The organism is Palleronia pelagia (assembly GCF_900110115.1).
GTDB classification, from domain to species: Bacteria; Pseudomonadota; Alphaproteobacteria; order Rhodobacterales; family Rhodobacteraceae; genus Palleronia; species Palleronia pelagia.
Genome location: NZ_FOCM01000002.1, coordinates 514,347 through 529,689, shown reverse-complemented (window position 1 = coordinate 529,689; position 15,343 = coordinate 514,347). Strand labels below are relative to the sequence as shown.

Genomic DNA, 15,343 nt, shown 5'->3' with positions numbered 1-15,343 from the left:
CCATGGCGCTTGACGCCCAAGACCTGCGGGGCAAGACCCCCGACGAACTGCGCGACCAGCTGGCCGCCCTGAAGAAAGAAGCCTTCAACCTGCGCTTCCAGGCCGCCACCAACCAGCTTGAGAACACCGCACGCATGCGCACCGTCCGCCGCGACGTGGCCCGCGTGAAGACCATCCTGAACCAGAAAGCCGCCGAAGCGGCCAACGCGGAGGCCTGATCCATGCCCAAACGCATCCTGCAAGGCACCGTGACCTCGAACCAGAACGAGCAGACCGTCACCGTTTCGGTCGAGCGTCGTTTCACGCACCCGGTTCTGAAGAAGACCATCCGTAAGTCCAAGAAGTACCGGGCTCACGATGAGAACAACCAGTTCAACGTCGGCGACTCTGTCCGTATCCAGGAATGTGCGCCGAAGTCGAAGACCAAACGCTGGGAGGTGATCGCTCAGTAACGGGCGTCGCCACCCATAATCGAAACCCTGGGGAGTAACGGGCAGAGCCCACCCCAAAGGTCGGGAGTAACCTCATGATCCAGATGCAGACCAATCTGGATGTCGCTGACAACTCCGGCGCACGCCGGGTTCAGTGCATCAAGGTCCTCGGCGGCTCGAAGCGGAAATACGCGTCCGTGGGCGACATCATCGTGGTGTCGGTCAAGGAAGCCATTCCGCGCGGCCGTGTGAAGAAGGGCGACGTCCGCAAGGCCGTTGTCGTTCGCACCGCCAAGGAAGTCCGCCGCGAAGACGGCACCGCGATCCGCTTCGATCGCAACGCCGCCGTCATCCTCAACAACAACAACGAGCCGGTCGGCACCCGTATCTTCGGGCCGGTGGTTCGTGAGCTGCGCGCGAAGAACTTCATGAAGATCATCTCGCTCGCTCCGGAGGTGCTGTGATGGCTGCCAAACTGAAAAAGGGTGACAAGGTCGTCGTTCTGGCCGGCAAGGACAAGGGCAAGCAGGGCGAGATCACGTCCGTGAACCCCAGCGCCGGCAAGGCCGTGGTCGACGGCATCAACATCGCCATCCGCCACGTGAAGCAGAGCCAGACCAGCCAGGGCGGCCGCACACCGCAGCCGATGCCCATCGACCTGTCGAACCTCGCGCTGCTGGACAAGAACGGCAAGGCGACCCGCGTCGGCTTCAAAATGGAAGACGGCAAGAAGGTCCGCTTTGCCAAGACGACCGGAGACGTGATCTGATGCTCGATAACGCCAACTACACCCCGCGTCTTGAGCAGCTGTACGTGGACGAGATCCGCGGCAAGCTGAAAGAAGACTTCGGCTTCACCAACCCGATGCAGATCCCGCGCCTGGACAAGATCGTCCTGAACATCGGCGCCGGCGCCGAGGCGGTGAAGGACAGCAAGAAGGCCAAGTCGGCCGCCGACGACCTGACCGCCATCGCCGGTCAGAAGGCTGTCGTCACCAAGGCGAAGAAGTCGATCGCTGGCTTCCGCGTCCGTGAAGACATGCCGCTGGGGGCCAAGGTCACCCTGCGTGGAGACCGGATGTACGAATTCCTCGACCGCCTGATCACCATCGCGCTGCCCCGAGTCCGCGACTTTCGCGGCCTGAACGGCAAATCCTTCGATGGCCGCGGCAACTATGCCATGGGCATCAAGGAGCACATCGTGTTCCCCGAGATCAACTTCGACAAGGTCGATGAGGTCTGGGGTCTGGATGTCGTGATCTGCACCACCGCGTCCGACGACGCCCAAGCCAAAGCGCTGTTGAAGCATTTCAACATGCCCTTCAACAGCTGAGAGGATCTGAACTCATGGCGAAGAAAGCAATGATCGAGCGCGAGAAGAAGCGTCAGGCCCTGGTCGAGCGTTATGCCGCCAAGCGTGCCGAGCTGAAGGAAATCGCGCGTGACGAAAGCAAGCCCATGGAAGAGCGGTTCAAGGCCCAGCTGAAGCTGGCCAAGCTGCCGCGCAATTCCTCGGCCACCCGTCTGCACAACCGCTGCCAGCTGACCGGGCGTCCCCACGCCTATTATCGCAAGCTGAAAATGTCGCGTATCGCGCTGCGTGATCTTGGCTCCGACGGCCAGATCCCCGGCATGGTCAAGTCGAGCTGGTAAGGAGGGTTTGAAAAATGAACGATCCTATCGGTGATATGCTGACCCGGATCCGCAACGCCCAGCTGCGCGGCAAGACGACGGTCATCACGCCCGCGTCGAAGATCCGCGGCTGGATCCTGGATGTGCTGGCCGACGAAGGCTACATCCGCGGACACGAGAACATCACGGGTCCCGACGGCCACCCGGCCATCGAGATCAGCCTGAAGTACTACGAAGGTGCCCCCGTGATCAAAGAGCTCAAGCGCGTCTCGACCCCCGGTCGCCGCGTGTATGCCGGCGTCAACGACATCCCGTCGGTGCGCCAGGGCCTGGGCGTCTCCATCGTCTCCACCCCCAAGGGCGTCATGACCGACGCTTCGGCCCGCTCGGCCAACGTGGGTGGGGAAGTGCTCTGCACGGTATTCTAAGGAGGGATTGGTATGTCTCGTATCGGTAAACGACCCGTTGAGCTGCCCTCCGGCGTGGAGGCCACGGTCAGCGGCCAGAAAGTCGAAGTGAAGGGCCCCAAGGGCACCCGCAGCTTCACGGCCACGGATGACGTCACGGTCGCGATGGAAGACGGTGCGATCACCGTCACTCCGCGCGGCAAGTCCAAGCGGGCGCGCCAGCAGTGGGGCATGAGCCGCACCATGGTGCAGAACCTGGTGACCGGCGTGACCACCGGCTTCAAGAAAGAGCTCGAGATCCAGGGCGTGGGTTACCGCGCGCAGATGCAGGGCAACGTCCTGAAGCTGAACCTGGGCCTCAGCCACGACGTGGATTTCGAAGTGCCCCAGGGCGTGACCGTCACGACCCCCAAGCAGACCGAGATCGCGGTCGAGGGCATCGACGAGCAGGTGGTGGGGCAAGTGGCCTCGAACATTCGCGACTGGCGTCGTCCCGAGCCCTACAAGGGCAAGGGCATCCGCTATAAGGGCGAGTTCATCTTCCGCAAGGAAGGCAAGAAGAAGTAAGGAACGCAAAGATGGCAAACAGCAAGAGAGATCTGTTTCTGAAGCGCCGCCTGCGCGTTCGGAACAAGCTTCGCAAGGTCAACGCCGGGCGCCCGCGCCTGAGCGTGCACCGCTCGAACAAGAACATCAGCGTGCAGCTGATCGACGACGTGCAGGGCGTGACGCTGGCTTCGGCCTCGTCACTGGAAAAGGACCTGGGCATCGTCGGCAAGAACAACAAGGACGCGGCGGCCAAGGTCGGCGCGGCGATCGCCGAGCGCGCCAAGAAGGCGGGCGTGGAAGAAGCCTATTTCGACCGCGGCGGTTTCCTGTTCCACGGCAAGGTGAAGGCCCTGGCCGACGCCGCGCGTGAAGCCGGACTGAAGCTGTAATCGGTGCGGGCGGGGTGATCCCGCCCGTCTCCTTCCTGGTGGTGTTTTCCACCCCTTTGCAGGCGGCGGCGCCGCCTCGATGACCGGGGCCTTCGGGCACTGCGGTTGGACCAAGAGACGCCCGGCACACGGGCGAAAAGACAGGAGCCATCATGGCCAGAGACGACAATCGCGGCGGACGCCGCAACCAGCGGGACGAAACGCCCGAATTCGCCGATCGCCTTGTGGCGATCAACCGTGTGTCGAAGACCGTGAAAGGCGGCAAGCGTTTCGGCTTTGCCGCGCTCGTGGTTGTCGGCGACCAGCGTGGCCGCGTTGGCTTCGGCAAGGGCAAGGCCAAGGAGGTCCCCGAGGCCATCCGCAAGGCCACCGAGTCCGCCAAGCGCAACATGATCCGCGTGCCTCTGCGCGACGGCCGCACCCTGCACCACGACGTGCACGGCCGCCACGGGGCTGGCAAGGTCATCATGCGGACCGCCCCGCAGGGTACCGGCATCATCGCCGGCGGCCCGATGCGTGCGGTGTTCGAGATGCTGGGCGTCCAGGACGTCGTCGCCAAGTCGAACGGCAGCCAGAACCCCTACGCCATGATCCGCGCCACGCTGAACGGCCTGATCAACGAATCGTCGCCCCGTTCGGTCGCGCAGCGTCGCGGCAAGAAGGTCGCCGACATCCTGCCCAAGCGTGACGAGGCGCCCGAGGCGTCCGCGCAAGTCTCCGAGGAGGCCTGATCCATGGCCAAGACCATCGTCGTCAAGCAGACCGGCAGCCCCATCCGTCGCCCCGCCATCCAGCGCGCGACCCTGAAGGGCCTGGGCCTGAACAAGATGCACCGCGTGCGCGAGTTGGAGGACACCCCCTCCATCCGCGGCATGATCGCCAAGATCCCGCACCTGGTGGAAATCGTCGAAGAGCGCGGCTGACGCGCCCGGAGATTTCATTCCCGACCAAAACAAAGGCGGCCCCGCGAGGCCGCCTTTATCGTTTGACCAACTCGGGTGGAAAGGGCCGGACCAATCGCCCGGCCCAAACGGTCAGATCGACAGCGTGATCTTGCCGAAATGCGCTCCGTCGGCTTCGTGCCGGAACGCGTCGGCGATGCGGTCCAAGGGAAAGCTTCGGTCGATCACCGGCTTGATCCCGGTGCTTTCCAGCGCGCGCACGAAATCGCGCTGATGGGCGTGGCTGCCGACGATCAGTCCCTGAAGCTTCTGGTGCTTGGCCATCATCTTCGCGGTCGCTACCTCGCCCGACCGGCCGGTCAGAACGCCGATCAGCGCCATGTGGCCGCCGATCCGGCAGGCGTCGATCGAGTTGCTCAGCGTCGCAGGGCCGCCGACCTCGACCACGTGGTCCACACCGCGCCCGCCGGTCATTTCGGCGATGGTTGCGCCCCAGTTCTCGTCCGTCTTGTAGTTCACGACGCCGGCCGCGCCCATGTCGGTCAGCCGCGCGAGCTTCTCGTCCGACGACGACGTGGCGAAGACACGGGCCCCCATGGCACGGGCGATCTGGAGCGCGTAGATCGACACGCCGCCGGTGCCCAGGACCAGCACGTCGTCGCCGGCCTTCAGCCCCCCGTCCACCACCAGGGCGCGCCAGGCGGTCAGCCCCGCGGTTGTGATCGTCGCTGCCTCCTCGTGGCTCCACCCGTCGGGCGCCTTGGTGAAGGCGCTCGCAGGGGCGACCACCGCCTCGCGGGCGTAACCGTCGATGCCATCGCCCGGCGTGCCGGAGAAATCGGCGACCGGCGGCGGGCCGTCCTGCCATTGCGGAAAGAACACTGATACAACGTGATCGCCGGTGGTGTATTCGGTCACGCCATCGCCCACCGCCTCGACCACGCCGGCGCCGTCCGACATGGGAATCCGGCCGTCCTCGGTGGGCATGTTGCCGGAGACGACGCCGAAATCGTGGAAGTTCAGGGAGCTGGCTTTCAGCCGCACCTTGATCTGGCCGGGGCCGGGCGTGCCCGGCGCGTCGATATCCACCAGCTTCAGCTTGTCCAGCCCACCGGGCTTGGCCACTCGAATGGCTTTCATGGGGTTTCCTTTTCGATGCGAGGGCAGGGACATCCCTGCGGTTGCCCCACAGGTAGGCCCGTGCCCGGGCGGTCAAGGATCCCGGGATCCGCCGCTGTCGACAAGCGCGATGCGGTTCGTGGTGGGACAAACGAAAAAGGGCGCCCGGATCCCACCCGATCCGGACGCCCGATGCCTTGCGACGGCGCAGGGACAGGCCCCGCGCCGGGCCGGATTACATCCCGGGGGACACGGCGAAGCCCGAGAAGCCGCCCATGCCCAGGTCGCTCAGCATCGTTGCGGTGCCGTCGTCCAGGTTGATGGCGTAGAGACCGGCGGTCTCGGCGCCTTCCATCTGAAGCACGGCGTAGGCCTGGTTCTCGCCCTCGCTGGGCGACAGGATGTCGAAGCCGCCCATGGCCGACAGGTCGACCGCTTCGCCATCGACCATGATCGGCGCCACGGTCTCGAGCGTGCCGTCGTTGTTGGCGACGCTGATCAGCGCGTCGGTTTCGGCGTCCAGCGCGTATTGGAACGTGCTGCCGGCCGTCTCGCCCGCGATGGCGTTGGTATAGGCGTTGGCGAAGACCATCGGCGTGGTGCCCACGTTGTCGTCGCCCTCGGCATAGGCCAGGTCGGTCACGCGGATCACGCTGTTGGCGCGGTCGTCGCCGTCGCCGAAGCCCTCGGGGAAATAGACCAGGTTGTCGCCGGCCGAGGTGATGGCACGCACCGCGTCGATTGCGTTGTTGAAATCGAACGCCACGACCGATCCGTCGGCCACCTGCGCGCCGTCGTTGAAGGTCGCGCCCACGTCGGTCAGGGTGCCGTCGGCGGTGTTGATCGTGTAGATGGCGTCGTTGGTGTAGCCCAGCAGGTCACCGGTGACGGGGCGGAACGCGATGGCGTCCAGCGCGGTGTCCAGATCGAAGGTCTGCGCCTCGCCCGGGGCGGCGATGTCGGCCATGGTCACGAGGGTCGCGCCGTCATCGGCGAGCGCATAGCCCATGGTGCCGGCGTGGCCTGCGGCGTGGACCTGGGTGGCGAGAAGGGCGGCGGCAGCGGCGCTGCTGAGAATTGCGGTTTTCATGTCGTGTCTCCCGTTGATGGACAGAACAGCCGCCTTCGGGGGCGGCGATACGGGAGGCACGGCAGGTCAGGGCGGGAAGTTTCGGGGCGCGCGCGAAATTTTCATGTGGCGCCCCGTGGCGGGTCCGAAAGGCTTGCAGAAAATCCGGCGATCTTCTATCAGGCGGCCTTCCCGCAAGGGATTACGCAACGCCGTGTCCGCACCGCTCCCGTCGCTGGGGGTGCGCGTCCGGCAAGGAAAGGAAGCGACACATGTTTAAACTGAACGAACTGCGCGACAACGCGGGCGCCGCCAAGAAGCGGATGCGCGTCGGCCGTGGCCCGGGCTCGGGCAAGGGCAAGACCGCCGGCCGCGGCATCAAGGGCCAGAAGTCCCGCTCGGGTGTGGCCATCAACGGCTACGAAGGCGGCCAGATGCCGCTCTACCAGCGTCTGCCCAAGCGCGGTTTCAACAACATCAACGCCAAGCATTACGCCGTCGTGAACCTGGGCCTGATCCAGAAGTTCATCGATGCCGGCAAGCTGGGCGAGGAGATCACCGAGACCGAGCTTCTCGATTCGGGCCTGGTGCGCCGTAAGAAGGACGGCATCCGCGTCCTGTCGAAGGGCGAGATCACGTCGAAGGTCACGATCACCGTCACCGGTGCGTCGAAATCGGCCATCGAGGCCGTTGAAAAGGCCGGCGGCACCCTGACCGTCACCGGCAGCGCGGCCAGCGCGGCCGAGTAATTGGTTGTGAGCGCCCGACGGGGCGCTTACATACCCAATCAGGTTTTCATCACGCCGCGCGAGCCCCGAAAACCGGGTCGCGCGGCGTTTCCGTTTGAAAGAGACCCGACATGGCATCAGCAGCCGAACAAATGGCCGCGAACATGAGCTGGGGGGCCTTCGGAAAGGCCACCGAGCTCAGGTCGCGGATCCTTTTCACCCTGGGCCTGCTTTGCGTCTATCGCCTTGGCACCTACATCCCGGTGCCGGGCATCGACGGCGGCGCACTGCGCGACTTCATGGAGCAGGCGGCAACCGGCATCGGCGGCATCCTGAACATGTTCACCGGCGGCGCGATCAGCCGCATGGGCATCTTCGCCCTGGGGATCATGCCCTATATCAGCGCGTCGATCATCGTGCAGTTGATGACGGCGATGGTTCCGCAGCTGGAACAGCTGAAGAAAGAGGGTGAGCAGGGGCGCAAGAAGATCAACCAGTACACCCGCTACGGCACGGTGTTGCTGGCGACCTTCCAGGCCTACGGTCTTGCCGTGTCGCTGGAGGCGGGCGACCTGGTCACCGACCCCGGCCTGTTCTTCCGCGCGGCCTGCGTCATCACGCTGGTGGGCGGCACGATGTTCCTGATGTGGCTGGGCGAGCAGATCACCCAGCGGGGCATTGGCAACGGCATCTCGCTGATCATCTTCGTCGGCATCATCGCCGAGGTCCCCGCGGCGCTGGCGCAGTTCTTCGCAAGCGGCCGGTCGGGCGCCATCAGCCCCGCCGTCATCATCGGCGTGATCCTGATGGTCGTGGCCGTGATCGCCTTCGTGGTGTTCATGGAGCGCTCGCTGCGCAAGATCCACATCCAGTATCCGCGCCGCCAGGTGGGCATGAAGGTCTATGACGGCGGGTCGTCGCATCTGCCGATCAAGGTGAACCCGGCGGGCGTCATCCCCGCGATCTTCGCCTCGTCGCTGCTGCTTCTGCCGACCACGCTGGCCACGTTCAGCGGCGGCCAGAGCGGACCGGTCATGTCGACGATCCTGGCGTATTTCGGACCCGGACAGCCGCTCTACCTGCTGTTCTTCGGGGGCATGATCGTCTTCTTCACGTATTTCTACACCGCGAACGTGGCGTTCAAATCCGAGGACGTGGCCGAGAACCTGAAGAACCAGAACGGCTTCATCCCGGGCATCCGTCCGGGCAAGCGAACCGAGGAATACCTGGACTACGTGGTCGCGCGGATCCTGGTCCTGGGCTCGGCCTACCTGACCGCCGTGACCCTGCTGCCCGAGATCGTGCGCGCCCAGTTCGCCATCCCGTTCTACTTCGGCGGCACGTCCGTGCTGATCGTCGTGTCGGTGACGATGGACACGATCCAGCAGGTGCAAAGCCACATGCTGGCCCATCAATACGAAGGACTTATCGAAAAATCGCAGTTGCGTGGTAAGAAGCGCGGTGGGAAGAAACCCGCGCGGGGAGGAAATCGTCGATGAACATCATACTTCTTGGACCTCCGGGGGCCGGAAAGGGCACACAAGCCCGCCGCCTGGTGGATGAGCACAACATGATCCAGCTCAGCACCGGGGACATGCTGCGGGACGCCCGCAGCTCGGGCACCGAGATGGGCCAGAAGGTGGCCGCGATCATGGACCGCGGCGAATTGGTGACCGACGATATCGTCATCGGCCTGATCGAGGAGAAGCTCGAGGGCGACAAGGGCGGGGGGCTGATCTTCGACGGCTTCCCCCGCACGCTGGGCCAGGCCGATGCCCTGGGGGACCTGCTGAAGCGTCACGGCGAGGACCTGGGCGCCGTGATCGAGATGCAGGTCAACGACGAGGCCCTGATCAAGCGCATCACAGCCCGGTCCACCTGCGCCTCGTGCGGCGAGGTCTACAACGACATCTCGCGGCCGATCCCCGAGGACGGCAAATGCGCCAACTGCGGCGGGACCGAGTTCAAGCGCCGGGCCGACGATAACGAGGAAAGCCTCAAGCAGCGGCTCATGGAATACTACAAGAAGACCTCGCCGCTGATCGGCTACTACTACGCCAAGGGCGACCTGAAGCGCGTAGACGGCCTTGCCGACATCGAGCAGGTGGGCCAGGCGATCGAGCAAATCATCGACTGAACCGCGCCTCGGCGACGGAATGACGGAAGGGCGGCGACCGGGACACGGTCGCCGCCTTTTTCGATCCGTATCCGGCGGCCACCCGCTTTTTTCCTTCCCCTAGATGCTGCGGTTACCCGCGGGGCGAAGGCACCTTGTAGTCCGCCCGTCGCGCCGGTGGCGCAGATGCGCCCATTTACGCTTTCGTGACCGGTGCATGGTTTGGTGCGGCGCAAGCGCACTGCTAGATTTGGCGTACAACAACAAAAGACGACACGAGGCAGAGCAATGAATGATATCGTGACGATCATCGTCGCCATAAGCGGCGTGGGGTTCGCCTTCGGGCTGTGCGGCCTGGGCATCCTCAGCGTGGTTCAGCGGATGGACCGGCGGGACGCCGGCAGCGGGGCAGAAGGCGGCTGAGCCGACCCCGAAACGCTTGTTTTTCGCGTCGCGCGCGCCCGGCCACGGTCCGGGCGCGCGTGCTCGTGCGCGGGGCTTGACCACCGGGCGATTCGGCACTATTGCGCACCATCCCAAAGGGAATCGTCAAGTTGTGGGGTCGCACCCCGCCTCGACTCATCGGAATTCGACTGCGGCCCGTGGGGATACCCTCGGGCTTCCGTTGTGAAAAAAGGGCCTGGAACCACGGGCCCGCAACGAAAGGAAAGTACGCTTTGGCACGTATTGCAGGGGTCAACCTCCCCACCGCCAAACGGGTCCCCGTGGCCCTGACCTACATCACCGGCATCGGCCCCAGCTCGGCCGCGACGATCTGCGATGCCGTCGGTATCGACAAGACCGCGCGCCTGAACGAGCTGAGCGACACCGACGTCGTGAAGATCCGCGAATACATCGACGAGAACTTCACCGTCGAGGGTGACCTGCGCCGCGAAACGCAGATGAACATCAAGCGCCTGATGGACCTGGGCTGCTACCGTGGCCTGCGTCACCGCCGCAACCTGCCGGTCCGCGGCCAGCGCACCCACACCAACGCCCGCACCCGCAAAGGCCCCGCGAAGGCCATTGCCGGCAAGAAGAAATAAGGAGACTGACCAATGGCACGTGATCGTCGCGTCAAGAAGAAGGTTTCCAAGAACATCGCCGCCGGCGTTGCGCATGTGAACTCTTCGTTCAACAACACCAAGATCCTGATCTCGGACGTGCAGGGGAACGCCATCTCGTGGTCGTCCGCCGGCACGATGGGCTTCAAGGGCTCGCGTAAATCCACCCCCTACGCCGCGCAGATGGCCGCCGAAGACGCCGGCCGCAAGGCGCAGGAGCACGGTGTGCGCACCCTCGAGGTCGAGGTGCAGGGCCCCGGCTCGGGCCGCGAATCCGCGCTACGCGCCCTGGCCGCCGCGGGCTTCAACATCACGTCGATCCGCGACGTGACGCCCATGGCCCATAACGGCTGCCGGCCGCCCAAGCGCCGCCGCGTCTGATCGGACTTCTTTGCTAGAGCGGGGTCGCGCATGCGCGCGGCCTCGCGCCGTCATTTTCAACCTCGGGGGTCGGCCGCATTGCATGAGCGGGCTGGCAAGAATTGAGGAGACACCATGCTTCATAAAAACTGGCAGGAGCTGATCAAGCCCACGCAGCTTGAGGTCAAGCCCGGCAACGACCGCACGCGCCAGGCCACAGTCGTGGCCGAGCCGCTCGAGCGTGGCTTCGGCCTGACGCTGGGCAACGCGCTGCGCCGCGTTCTGATGTCATCGCTGCAGGGCGCCGCCATCACCAGCGTCCAGATCGACAACGTCCTGCACGAGTTCAGCTCGATCGCGGGTGTCCGCGAAGATGTGACCGACGTGGTCCTGAACCTCAAGGGCGTCGCGATCAAGATGGAAGTCGAAGGCCCCAAGCGGGTGTCGATCTCGGCCAAGGGCCCCATGGTCGTGACCGCCGGCGACATCTCGGTTAGCCAGGGCATCACCGTCCTGAACAAGGACCACGTGATCTGCCACCTGGACGACGGTGCCGACCTGTTCATGGAACTGACCGTGAGCACCGGCAAGGGCTATGTCAGCGCCGACAAGAACCGCCCCGAGGATGCGCCGATCGGCCTGATGCCCATCGACGCGATCTACTCGCCGGTGCGCAAGGTCAGCTACGACGTGCAGCCCACCCGCGAGGGCCAGGTGCTGGACTATGACAAGCTGACCATGAAGGTCGAGACCGACGGTTCGGTCGCGCCGGACGATGCCGTGGCCTTCGCCGCCCGCATCTTGCAGGACCAGCTGTCGATCTTCGTCAACTTCGACGAGCCGGAATCGGCCAACCGCCAGGACGACGACGACGGGCTCGAGTTCAACCCGCTTCTGCTGAAGAAGGTGGACGAGCTGGAGCTGTCGGTGCGTTCGGCGAACTGCCTGAAGAACGACAACATCGTCTATATCGGCGACCTGATCCAGAAGACCGAAGCCGAGATGCTGCGCACCCCGAACTTCGGCCGCAAGTCCTTGAACGAAATCAAGGAAGTGCTGTCGGGCATGGGTCTGCACCTGGGCATGGATGTCGAGGAATGGCCCCCCGAGAACATCGAGGACCTGGCCAAGAAGTTCGAAGACAACTTCTGAGCCGAAACGGCGCGCCCCGCCAGACGGTCGGGGCGGCCGACGACCGGTGACGCCGCGGATCCCTCCGCGGCCGACCCCAAGGAGAGCCGGTGAAACGCAACACCGGCCTGACAAAGCAAAACACGTATCGAAGGAAACCAAACCATGCGTCACGCCCGCGGATACCGCCGCCTGAACCGTACCCATGAACACCGCAAGGCCATGTTCGCCAACATGGCGGGATCGCTGATCGAGCACGAGCAGATCAAGACGACCCTGCCCAAGGCGAAAGAGCTGAAGCGCATCATCGACAAGCTGGTCACGCTCGGCAAGCGCGGCGACCTGCACGCCCGCCGCCAGGCCGCCAGTCGCCTGAAGCAGGACAGCCACGTCGCCAAGCTGTTCGACGTGCTGGGCCCCCGCTACGCCGAGCGCCAGGGCGGCTATGTCCGCGTCCTGAAAGCCGGCTTCCGCTACGGCGACATGGCCCCGATGGCGATCATCGAGTTCGTCGATCGCGACCGCGACGCCAAGGGCGCCGCCGACCGCACCCGGCTTGAAGCCGAAGACGCCGAATAAGCCGTTGCGGCACCATAATGGCACAGTGAGCCGCCGCTCCGACCGGGGCGGCGGTTTCAAGTTGACCAAACGTCACCTTGCGGTCCCAATCGCCCTGAAGTTGTTGCCGGAAACAATGGAATAGGCGAATATAATTTCATGTTTGACCGTACCAGTTTCGATGGCGAGCTCAGTCGGCTCGATCCCTACGCAGAGAAGGGCTACTTCGCCGCTCTGCACATCCGTTTCACGTCCCCGCTCATGCTGTTCACGACCTACTCGCCCGAGTGGACGGAGCACTACACGCAGCAGGGCTACGTTCTGCGTGACCCCATGACCGCCTGGTCCTTCGCATCGACCGGCGCGACCCGGTGGTCCAATCCGAAGATCCCGGACCCCTTCCATGTCTTCGACGAGGCTCGGAAGTTCGGATTGAATTACGGCGTCACCGTCTCGGCCGGACCGATTACGTCGCGCACCGTTATCAGTGTCGCGCGTGGCGACCGGGAATTGCGGGACGAGGAGATGATCGCAATCGAGGAGATCGCGAAGAATCTGCACGGCATGGCCGACCCGAATATCCGCCTCACGCGCGCGCAGCACGAGGCGTTGAAATGCGTCGCCGACGGCCATCGCCATTCGGCGGCCGCGGCGATGCTTGGCGTTTCGGAAAGCGCATTGAAACTGCGCCTGACGGGCGTCCGTGAAAAGCTCATGGCCAGGACCACAGCAGAAGCAATCCAGCGCGCAAAAGACTACAATCTCATTTAATTTCAGTAACTGTGTAAGAAAGCTCGCATATTCCTCTCCTTCAGATAACTTTCAGATTGGGGGAATCCTCCGCTAATTGTATCAAGGAGTCTTCTGATGCAGACGACAACGCTTTCTTTCGAAAACATGCACCAGCACGGCGAGCTCTTTGCGAACATGCTCCGGGCCCGTCACGAATGGTTCATTCGGCATAATCACTGGGATCTGCCCCAGGCCATGGGCATGGAATACGATCAGTACGACAACCCCGCCAGCCGTTGGGTTGTTGTCCATGACGAGGACGGTCGTGTGCTGGCTGGCAATCGCCTGACGCCGACAACCGCGAAGTGCGGAATCTACACATACATGATTCGTGACGCACAGCGGGGCCTGCTGGACACCATCCCGGCGGATCTGCTGTATGACGAGGCGCCGGTTGCAGCCGATGTCTGGGAAAGCTCGCGCCTGTTCGTATCACACCACGTGCCCGCCGCCGCGCGTCGTCGTGTCCACGCGCAACTGGTCATGCAGCTCGGGGTCGCCGCCCGGGCGGTTGGCGCCAAGTCCTGCCTGACATTGCTGGCCGCGAACTGGCCGCGTTGGGCCAAACGGGTAAAGGTCGACATGACCGCCATGGGGCCCGTGATGGAGATCGAGGGTGTCATGAACCAGGTCGTGTCCATGAACTTCGAAAGTGCCATGCAGTAATAGCGGCCCGCAGGATCCAATCGCTGCCTTGATCGGATCCTGATACCCGCCTGCTGGTGCGACGCCGCGCGCCACCCTACATAGACAGGCGATGGCAGACCTATTCGATTCCGGGCCGCAGAATGCGGCCTCTCCGACACCGACCGATACCGCGCACCGCCCGCTGGCCGACAGGCTCCGGCCGCGTTCGCTTGCGCAGGTGGTTGGACAGACCGACGTCCTGGGTCCCGATGGCCCACTGGGCGTCATGCTGGCCTCGGGGGCCTTGTCGTCTCTGGTTTTCTGGGGCCCGCCGGGGGTGGGAAAGACGACCATCGCCCGACTGTTGGCGCAAGAAACCGATCTTCATTTCGTTCAGATCAGCGCGATCTTCACCGGAGTGCCGGACCTGCGCAAAGTGTTCGACGCGGCCCGCCACCGCCGGGCCAACGGGCAGGGCACCTTGCTTTTCGTCGACGAGATCCACAGGTTCAACAAGGCCCAGCAGGATGGCTTCCTGCCGCACATGGAGGATGGCACGATCCTTCTGGTCGGTGCCACCACCGAGAATCCCAGCTTCGAGTTGAACGCCGCCCTTCTGAGCCGCGCGCAGGTTCTGGTGCTGTCGCGCCTGGACGCCAAGGATCTTGGCCGCCTGATCGACCGCGCCGAGGACGAGCTGGGCCGCAAACTGCCGCTGACCGCGGCCGCCCGGTCCAGCCTGGTCGAAATGGCCGATGGCGACGGGCGCGCGATGCTGAACCTGGTCGAGCAGGTGGCGTCGTGGCGTGTCGGCGAGCCGTTGGGGCCGGATGCGCTCGTCACCCGGCTGATGCGGCGGGCGGCGCAATACGACAAGTCGGGAGACGCACATTACAATCTGATTTCGGCGCTGCACAAATCGGTGCGCGGCAGCGATCCTGACGCCGCGCTCTATTGGCTGGCTCGCATGCTCGAAGGTGGGGAAGATCCGCGCTACCTCGCGCGGCGGATCACGCGCATGGCGATCGAGGATATCGGGCTGGCCGACCCACAGGCGCAGCGCGTTTGCCTGGATGCCTGGGAAACATTCGAGCGACTGGGCAGTCCCGAGGGCGAATTGGCCTTGGCGCAGTCGGTGATCTACCTGGCGCTCGCTCCGAAATCGAATGCGGGATATGTCGCCTACAAGGCCTCGCGAAAATCGGCCAAACAAACGGGGTCGAATCCGCCGCCCAAGCATATCCTGAACGCGCCGACTTCGCTGATGAAGGACCAGGGCTATGGTGACGGTTATGCCTATGACCACGACGCCGAGGATGGTTTCTCGGGGCAGAACTATTTCCCCGATGGGATGGCGCGACCTGAATTCTACGTACCGCCCGAGCGTGGGTTCGAGCGGGATCTGAAGAAGCGCCTGGACTATTTCGGGCGGCTGCGCGCCAAGCGGTCGGGCGATTGACAAGCCTGCCC

General features: G+C 64.3%; 24 protein-coding genes. 22 read left to right on the top strand and 2 right to left on the bottom strand.

What is annotated here, in order from left to right; all coding sequences use genetic code 11:
• The first annotated feature begins 2 nt into the window (after positions 1-2).
• The 11 genes from rpmC to rpmD all read left to right on the top strand — a co-directional run bounded on the left by rpmC (position 3) and on the right by rpmD (position 4,330).
• On the top strand, positions 3-218 hold the full coding sequence (gene rpmC, locus BMX96_RS06845; RefSeq protein WP_073128400.1) for a 50S ribosomal protein L29: 216 nt from the start codon (positions 3-5) through the stop codon (positions 216-218).
• Positions 219-221: 3 nt separating this feature from the next.
• Positions 222-452: a 30S ribosomal protein S17 gene (rpsQ, locus tag BMX96_RS06840; RefSeq protein ID WP_073128401.1), complete on the top strand. Its 231-nt coding sequence runs from the start codon at positions 222-224 to the stop codon at positions 450-452.
• A 74-nt stretch (positions 453-526) separates the two neighbouring features.
• The gene (gene rplN, locus BMX96_RS06835; protein ID WP_005621870.1) at positions 527-895 is read left to right on the top strand and encodes a 50S ribosomal protein L14; all 369 of its coding nucleotides are present in this window, start codon (positions 527-529) and stop codon (positions 893-895) included.
• The gene (gene rplX / locus BMX96_RS06830) at positions 895-1,200 is read left to right on the top strand and encodes a 50S ribosomal protein L24 (RefSeq protein ID WP_073128402.1); all 306 of its coding nucleotides are present in this window, start codon (positions 895-897) and stop codon (positions 1,198-1,200) included. The genes rplN and rplX overlap by 1 nt, the downstream gene beginning before the upstream one ends.
• Positions 1,200-1,763: a 50S ribosomal protein L5 gene (gene rplE, locus BMX96_RS06825; RefSeq protein ID WP_073128403.1), complete on the top strand. Its 564-nt coding sequence runs from the start codon at positions 1,200-1,202 to the stop codon at positions 1,761-1,763. Before rplX ends, rplE begins: the two co-directional genes overlap by 1 nt.
• A gap of 14 nt (positions 1,764-1,777) precedes the next feature.
• Complete coding sequence (gene rpsN, locus BMX96_RS06820; RefSeq protein WP_073128404.1) at positions 1,778-2,083, top strand: 30S ribosomal protein S14; 306 nt, start codon at positions 1,778-1,780, stop codon at positions 2,081-2,083.
• A 14-nt stretch (positions 2,084-2,097) separates the two neighbouring features.
• Positions 2,098-2,490: a 30S ribosomal protein S8 gene (rpsH, locus tag BMX96_RS06815; protein WP_073128405.1), complete on the top strand. Its 393-nt coding sequence runs from the start codon at positions 2,098-2,100 to the stop codon at positions 2,488-2,490.
• 12 nt (positions 2,491-2,502) lie between these two features.
• On the top strand, positions 2,503-3,036 hold the full coding sequence (gene rplF / locus BMX96_RS06810) for a 50S ribosomal protein L6 (RefSeq protein ID WP_073128406.1): 534 nt from the start codon (positions 2,503-2,505) through the stop codon (positions 3,034-3,036).
• 11 nt (positions 3,037-3,047) lie between these two features.
• A complete protein-coding gene (gene rplR, locus BMX96_RS06805) occupies positions 3,048-3,407 on the top strand; it encodes a 50S ribosomal protein L18 (RefSeq protein ID WP_073128407.1) in 360 nt (119 codons plus the stop codon).
• A 152-nt stretch (positions 3,408-3,559) separates the two neighbouring features.
• Positions 3,560-4,138: a 30S ribosomal protein S5 gene (gene rpsE, locus BMX96_RS06800; protein WP_073128408.1), complete on the top strand. Its 579-nt coding sequence runs from the start codon at positions 3,560-3,562 to the stop codon at positions 4,136-4,138.
• Positions 4,139-4,141: 3 nt separating this feature from the next.
• Complete coding sequence (rpmD, locus tag BMX96_RS06795) at positions 4,142-4,330, top strand: 50S ribosomal protein L30 (RefSeq protein WP_073128409.1); 189 nt, start codon at positions 4,142-4,144, stop codon at positions 4,328-4,330.
• A 111-nt stretch (positions 4,331-4,441) separates the two neighbouring features.
• Here rpmD and BMX96_RS06790 read toward each other — a convergent pair whose 3' ends face one another.
• Positions 4,442-5,449: a zinc-dependent alcohol dehydrogenase family protein gene (locus tag BMX96_RS06790; RefSeq protein WP_091844807.1), complete on the bottom strand. Its 1,008-nt coding sequence runs from the start codon at positions 5,447-5,449 to the stop codon at positions 4,442-4,444.
• Between the two features lie 214 nt (positions 5,450-5,663).
• Positions 5,664-6,518, bottom strand: a complete 855-nt coding sequence (locus BMX96_RS06785; protein WP_091844806.1) for a DUF4394 domain-containing protein — start codon at positions 6,516-6,518, stop codon at positions 5,664-5,666.
• Between the two features lie 251 nt (positions 6,519-6,769).
• Between BMX96_RS06785 and rplO the strand changes: the two genes are divergently transcribed.
• From rplO to BMX96_RS06735, 11 genes are all read left to right on the top strand, one after another.
• The gene (gene rplO / locus BMX96_RS06780; RefSeq protein WP_091844805.1) at positions 6,770-7,246 is read left to right on the top strand and encodes a 50S ribosomal protein L15; all 477 of its coding nucleotides are present in this window, start codon (positions 6,770-6,772) and stop codon (positions 7,244-7,246) included.
• Between the two features lie 110 nt (positions 7,247-7,356).
• Positions 7,357-8,724, top strand: coding sequence for a preprotein translocase subunit SecY (gene secY, locus BMX96_RS06775; RefSeq protein WP_091844804.1), 1,368 nt, complete (start codon positions 7,357-7,359; stop codon positions 8,722-8,724).
• Positions 8,721-9,362: an adenylate kinase gene (locus tag BMX96_RS06770; protein ID WP_091844803.1), complete on the top strand. Its 642-nt coding sequence runs from the start codon at positions 8,721-8,723 to the stop codon at positions 9,360-9,362. The genes secY and BMX96_RS06770 overlap by 4 nt, the downstream gene beginning before the upstream one ends.
• 267 nt (positions 9,363-9,629) lie before the next feature.
• A complete protein-coding gene (locus BMX96_RS20050) occupies positions 9,630-9,764 on the top strand; it encodes a hypothetical protein (protein ID WP_269085820.1) in 135 nt (44 codons plus the stop codon).
• Positions 9,765-10,018: 254 nt separating this feature from the next.
• Positions 10,019-10,387 carry a 30S ribosomal protein S13 gene (gene rpsM / locus BMX96_RS06765; protein ID WP_073128415.1) on the top strand — a complete coding sequence of 123 codons (369 nt, stop codon included), beginning with the start codon at positions 10,019-10,021 and terminating at the stop codon, positions 10,385-10,387.
• A gap of 12 nt (positions 10,388-10,399) precedes the next feature.
• Entirely contained in the window at positions 10,400-10,786 is a 387-nt protein-coding gene (gene rpsK / locus BMX96_RS06760; RefSeq protein ID WP_073128416.1) for a 30S ribosomal protein S11, read from the top strand.
• Positions 10,787-10,900: 114 nt separating this feature from the next.
• Positions 10,901-11,917 carry a DNA-directed RNA polymerase subunit alpha gene (locus BMX96_RS06755; protein ID WP_073128417.1) on the top strand — a complete coding sequence of 339 codons (1,017 nt, stop codon included), beginning with the start codon at positions 10,901-10,903 and terminating at the stop codon, positions 11,915-11,917.
• A 144-nt stretch (positions 11,918-12,061) separates the two neighbouring features.
• Entirely contained in the window at positions 12,062-12,475 is a 414-nt protein-coding gene (gene rplQ / locus BMX96_RS06750) for a 50S ribosomal protein L17 (protein ID WP_091844802.1), read from the top strand.
• A gap of 138 nt (positions 12,476-12,613) precedes the next feature.
• A complete protein-coding gene (locus BMX96_RS06745) occupies positions 12,614-13,225 on the top strand; it encodes an autoinducer binding domain-containing protein (RefSeq protein ID WP_091844801.1) in 612 nt (203 codons plus the stop codon).
• Positions 13,226-13,321: 96 nt separating this feature from the next.
• Entirely contained in the window at positions 13,322-13,912 is a 591-nt protein-coding gene (locus BMX96_RS06740) for an acyl-homoserine-lactone synthase (protein ID WP_091844800.1), read from the top strand.
• 91 nt (positions 13,913-14,003) lie between these two features.
• A complete protein-coding gene (locus BMX96_RS06735; protein ID WP_091844799.1) occupies positions 14,004-15,332 on the top strand; it encodes a replication-associated recombination protein A in 1,329 nt (442 codons plus the stop codon).
• Positions 15,333-15,343: the final 11 nt, after the last annotated feature.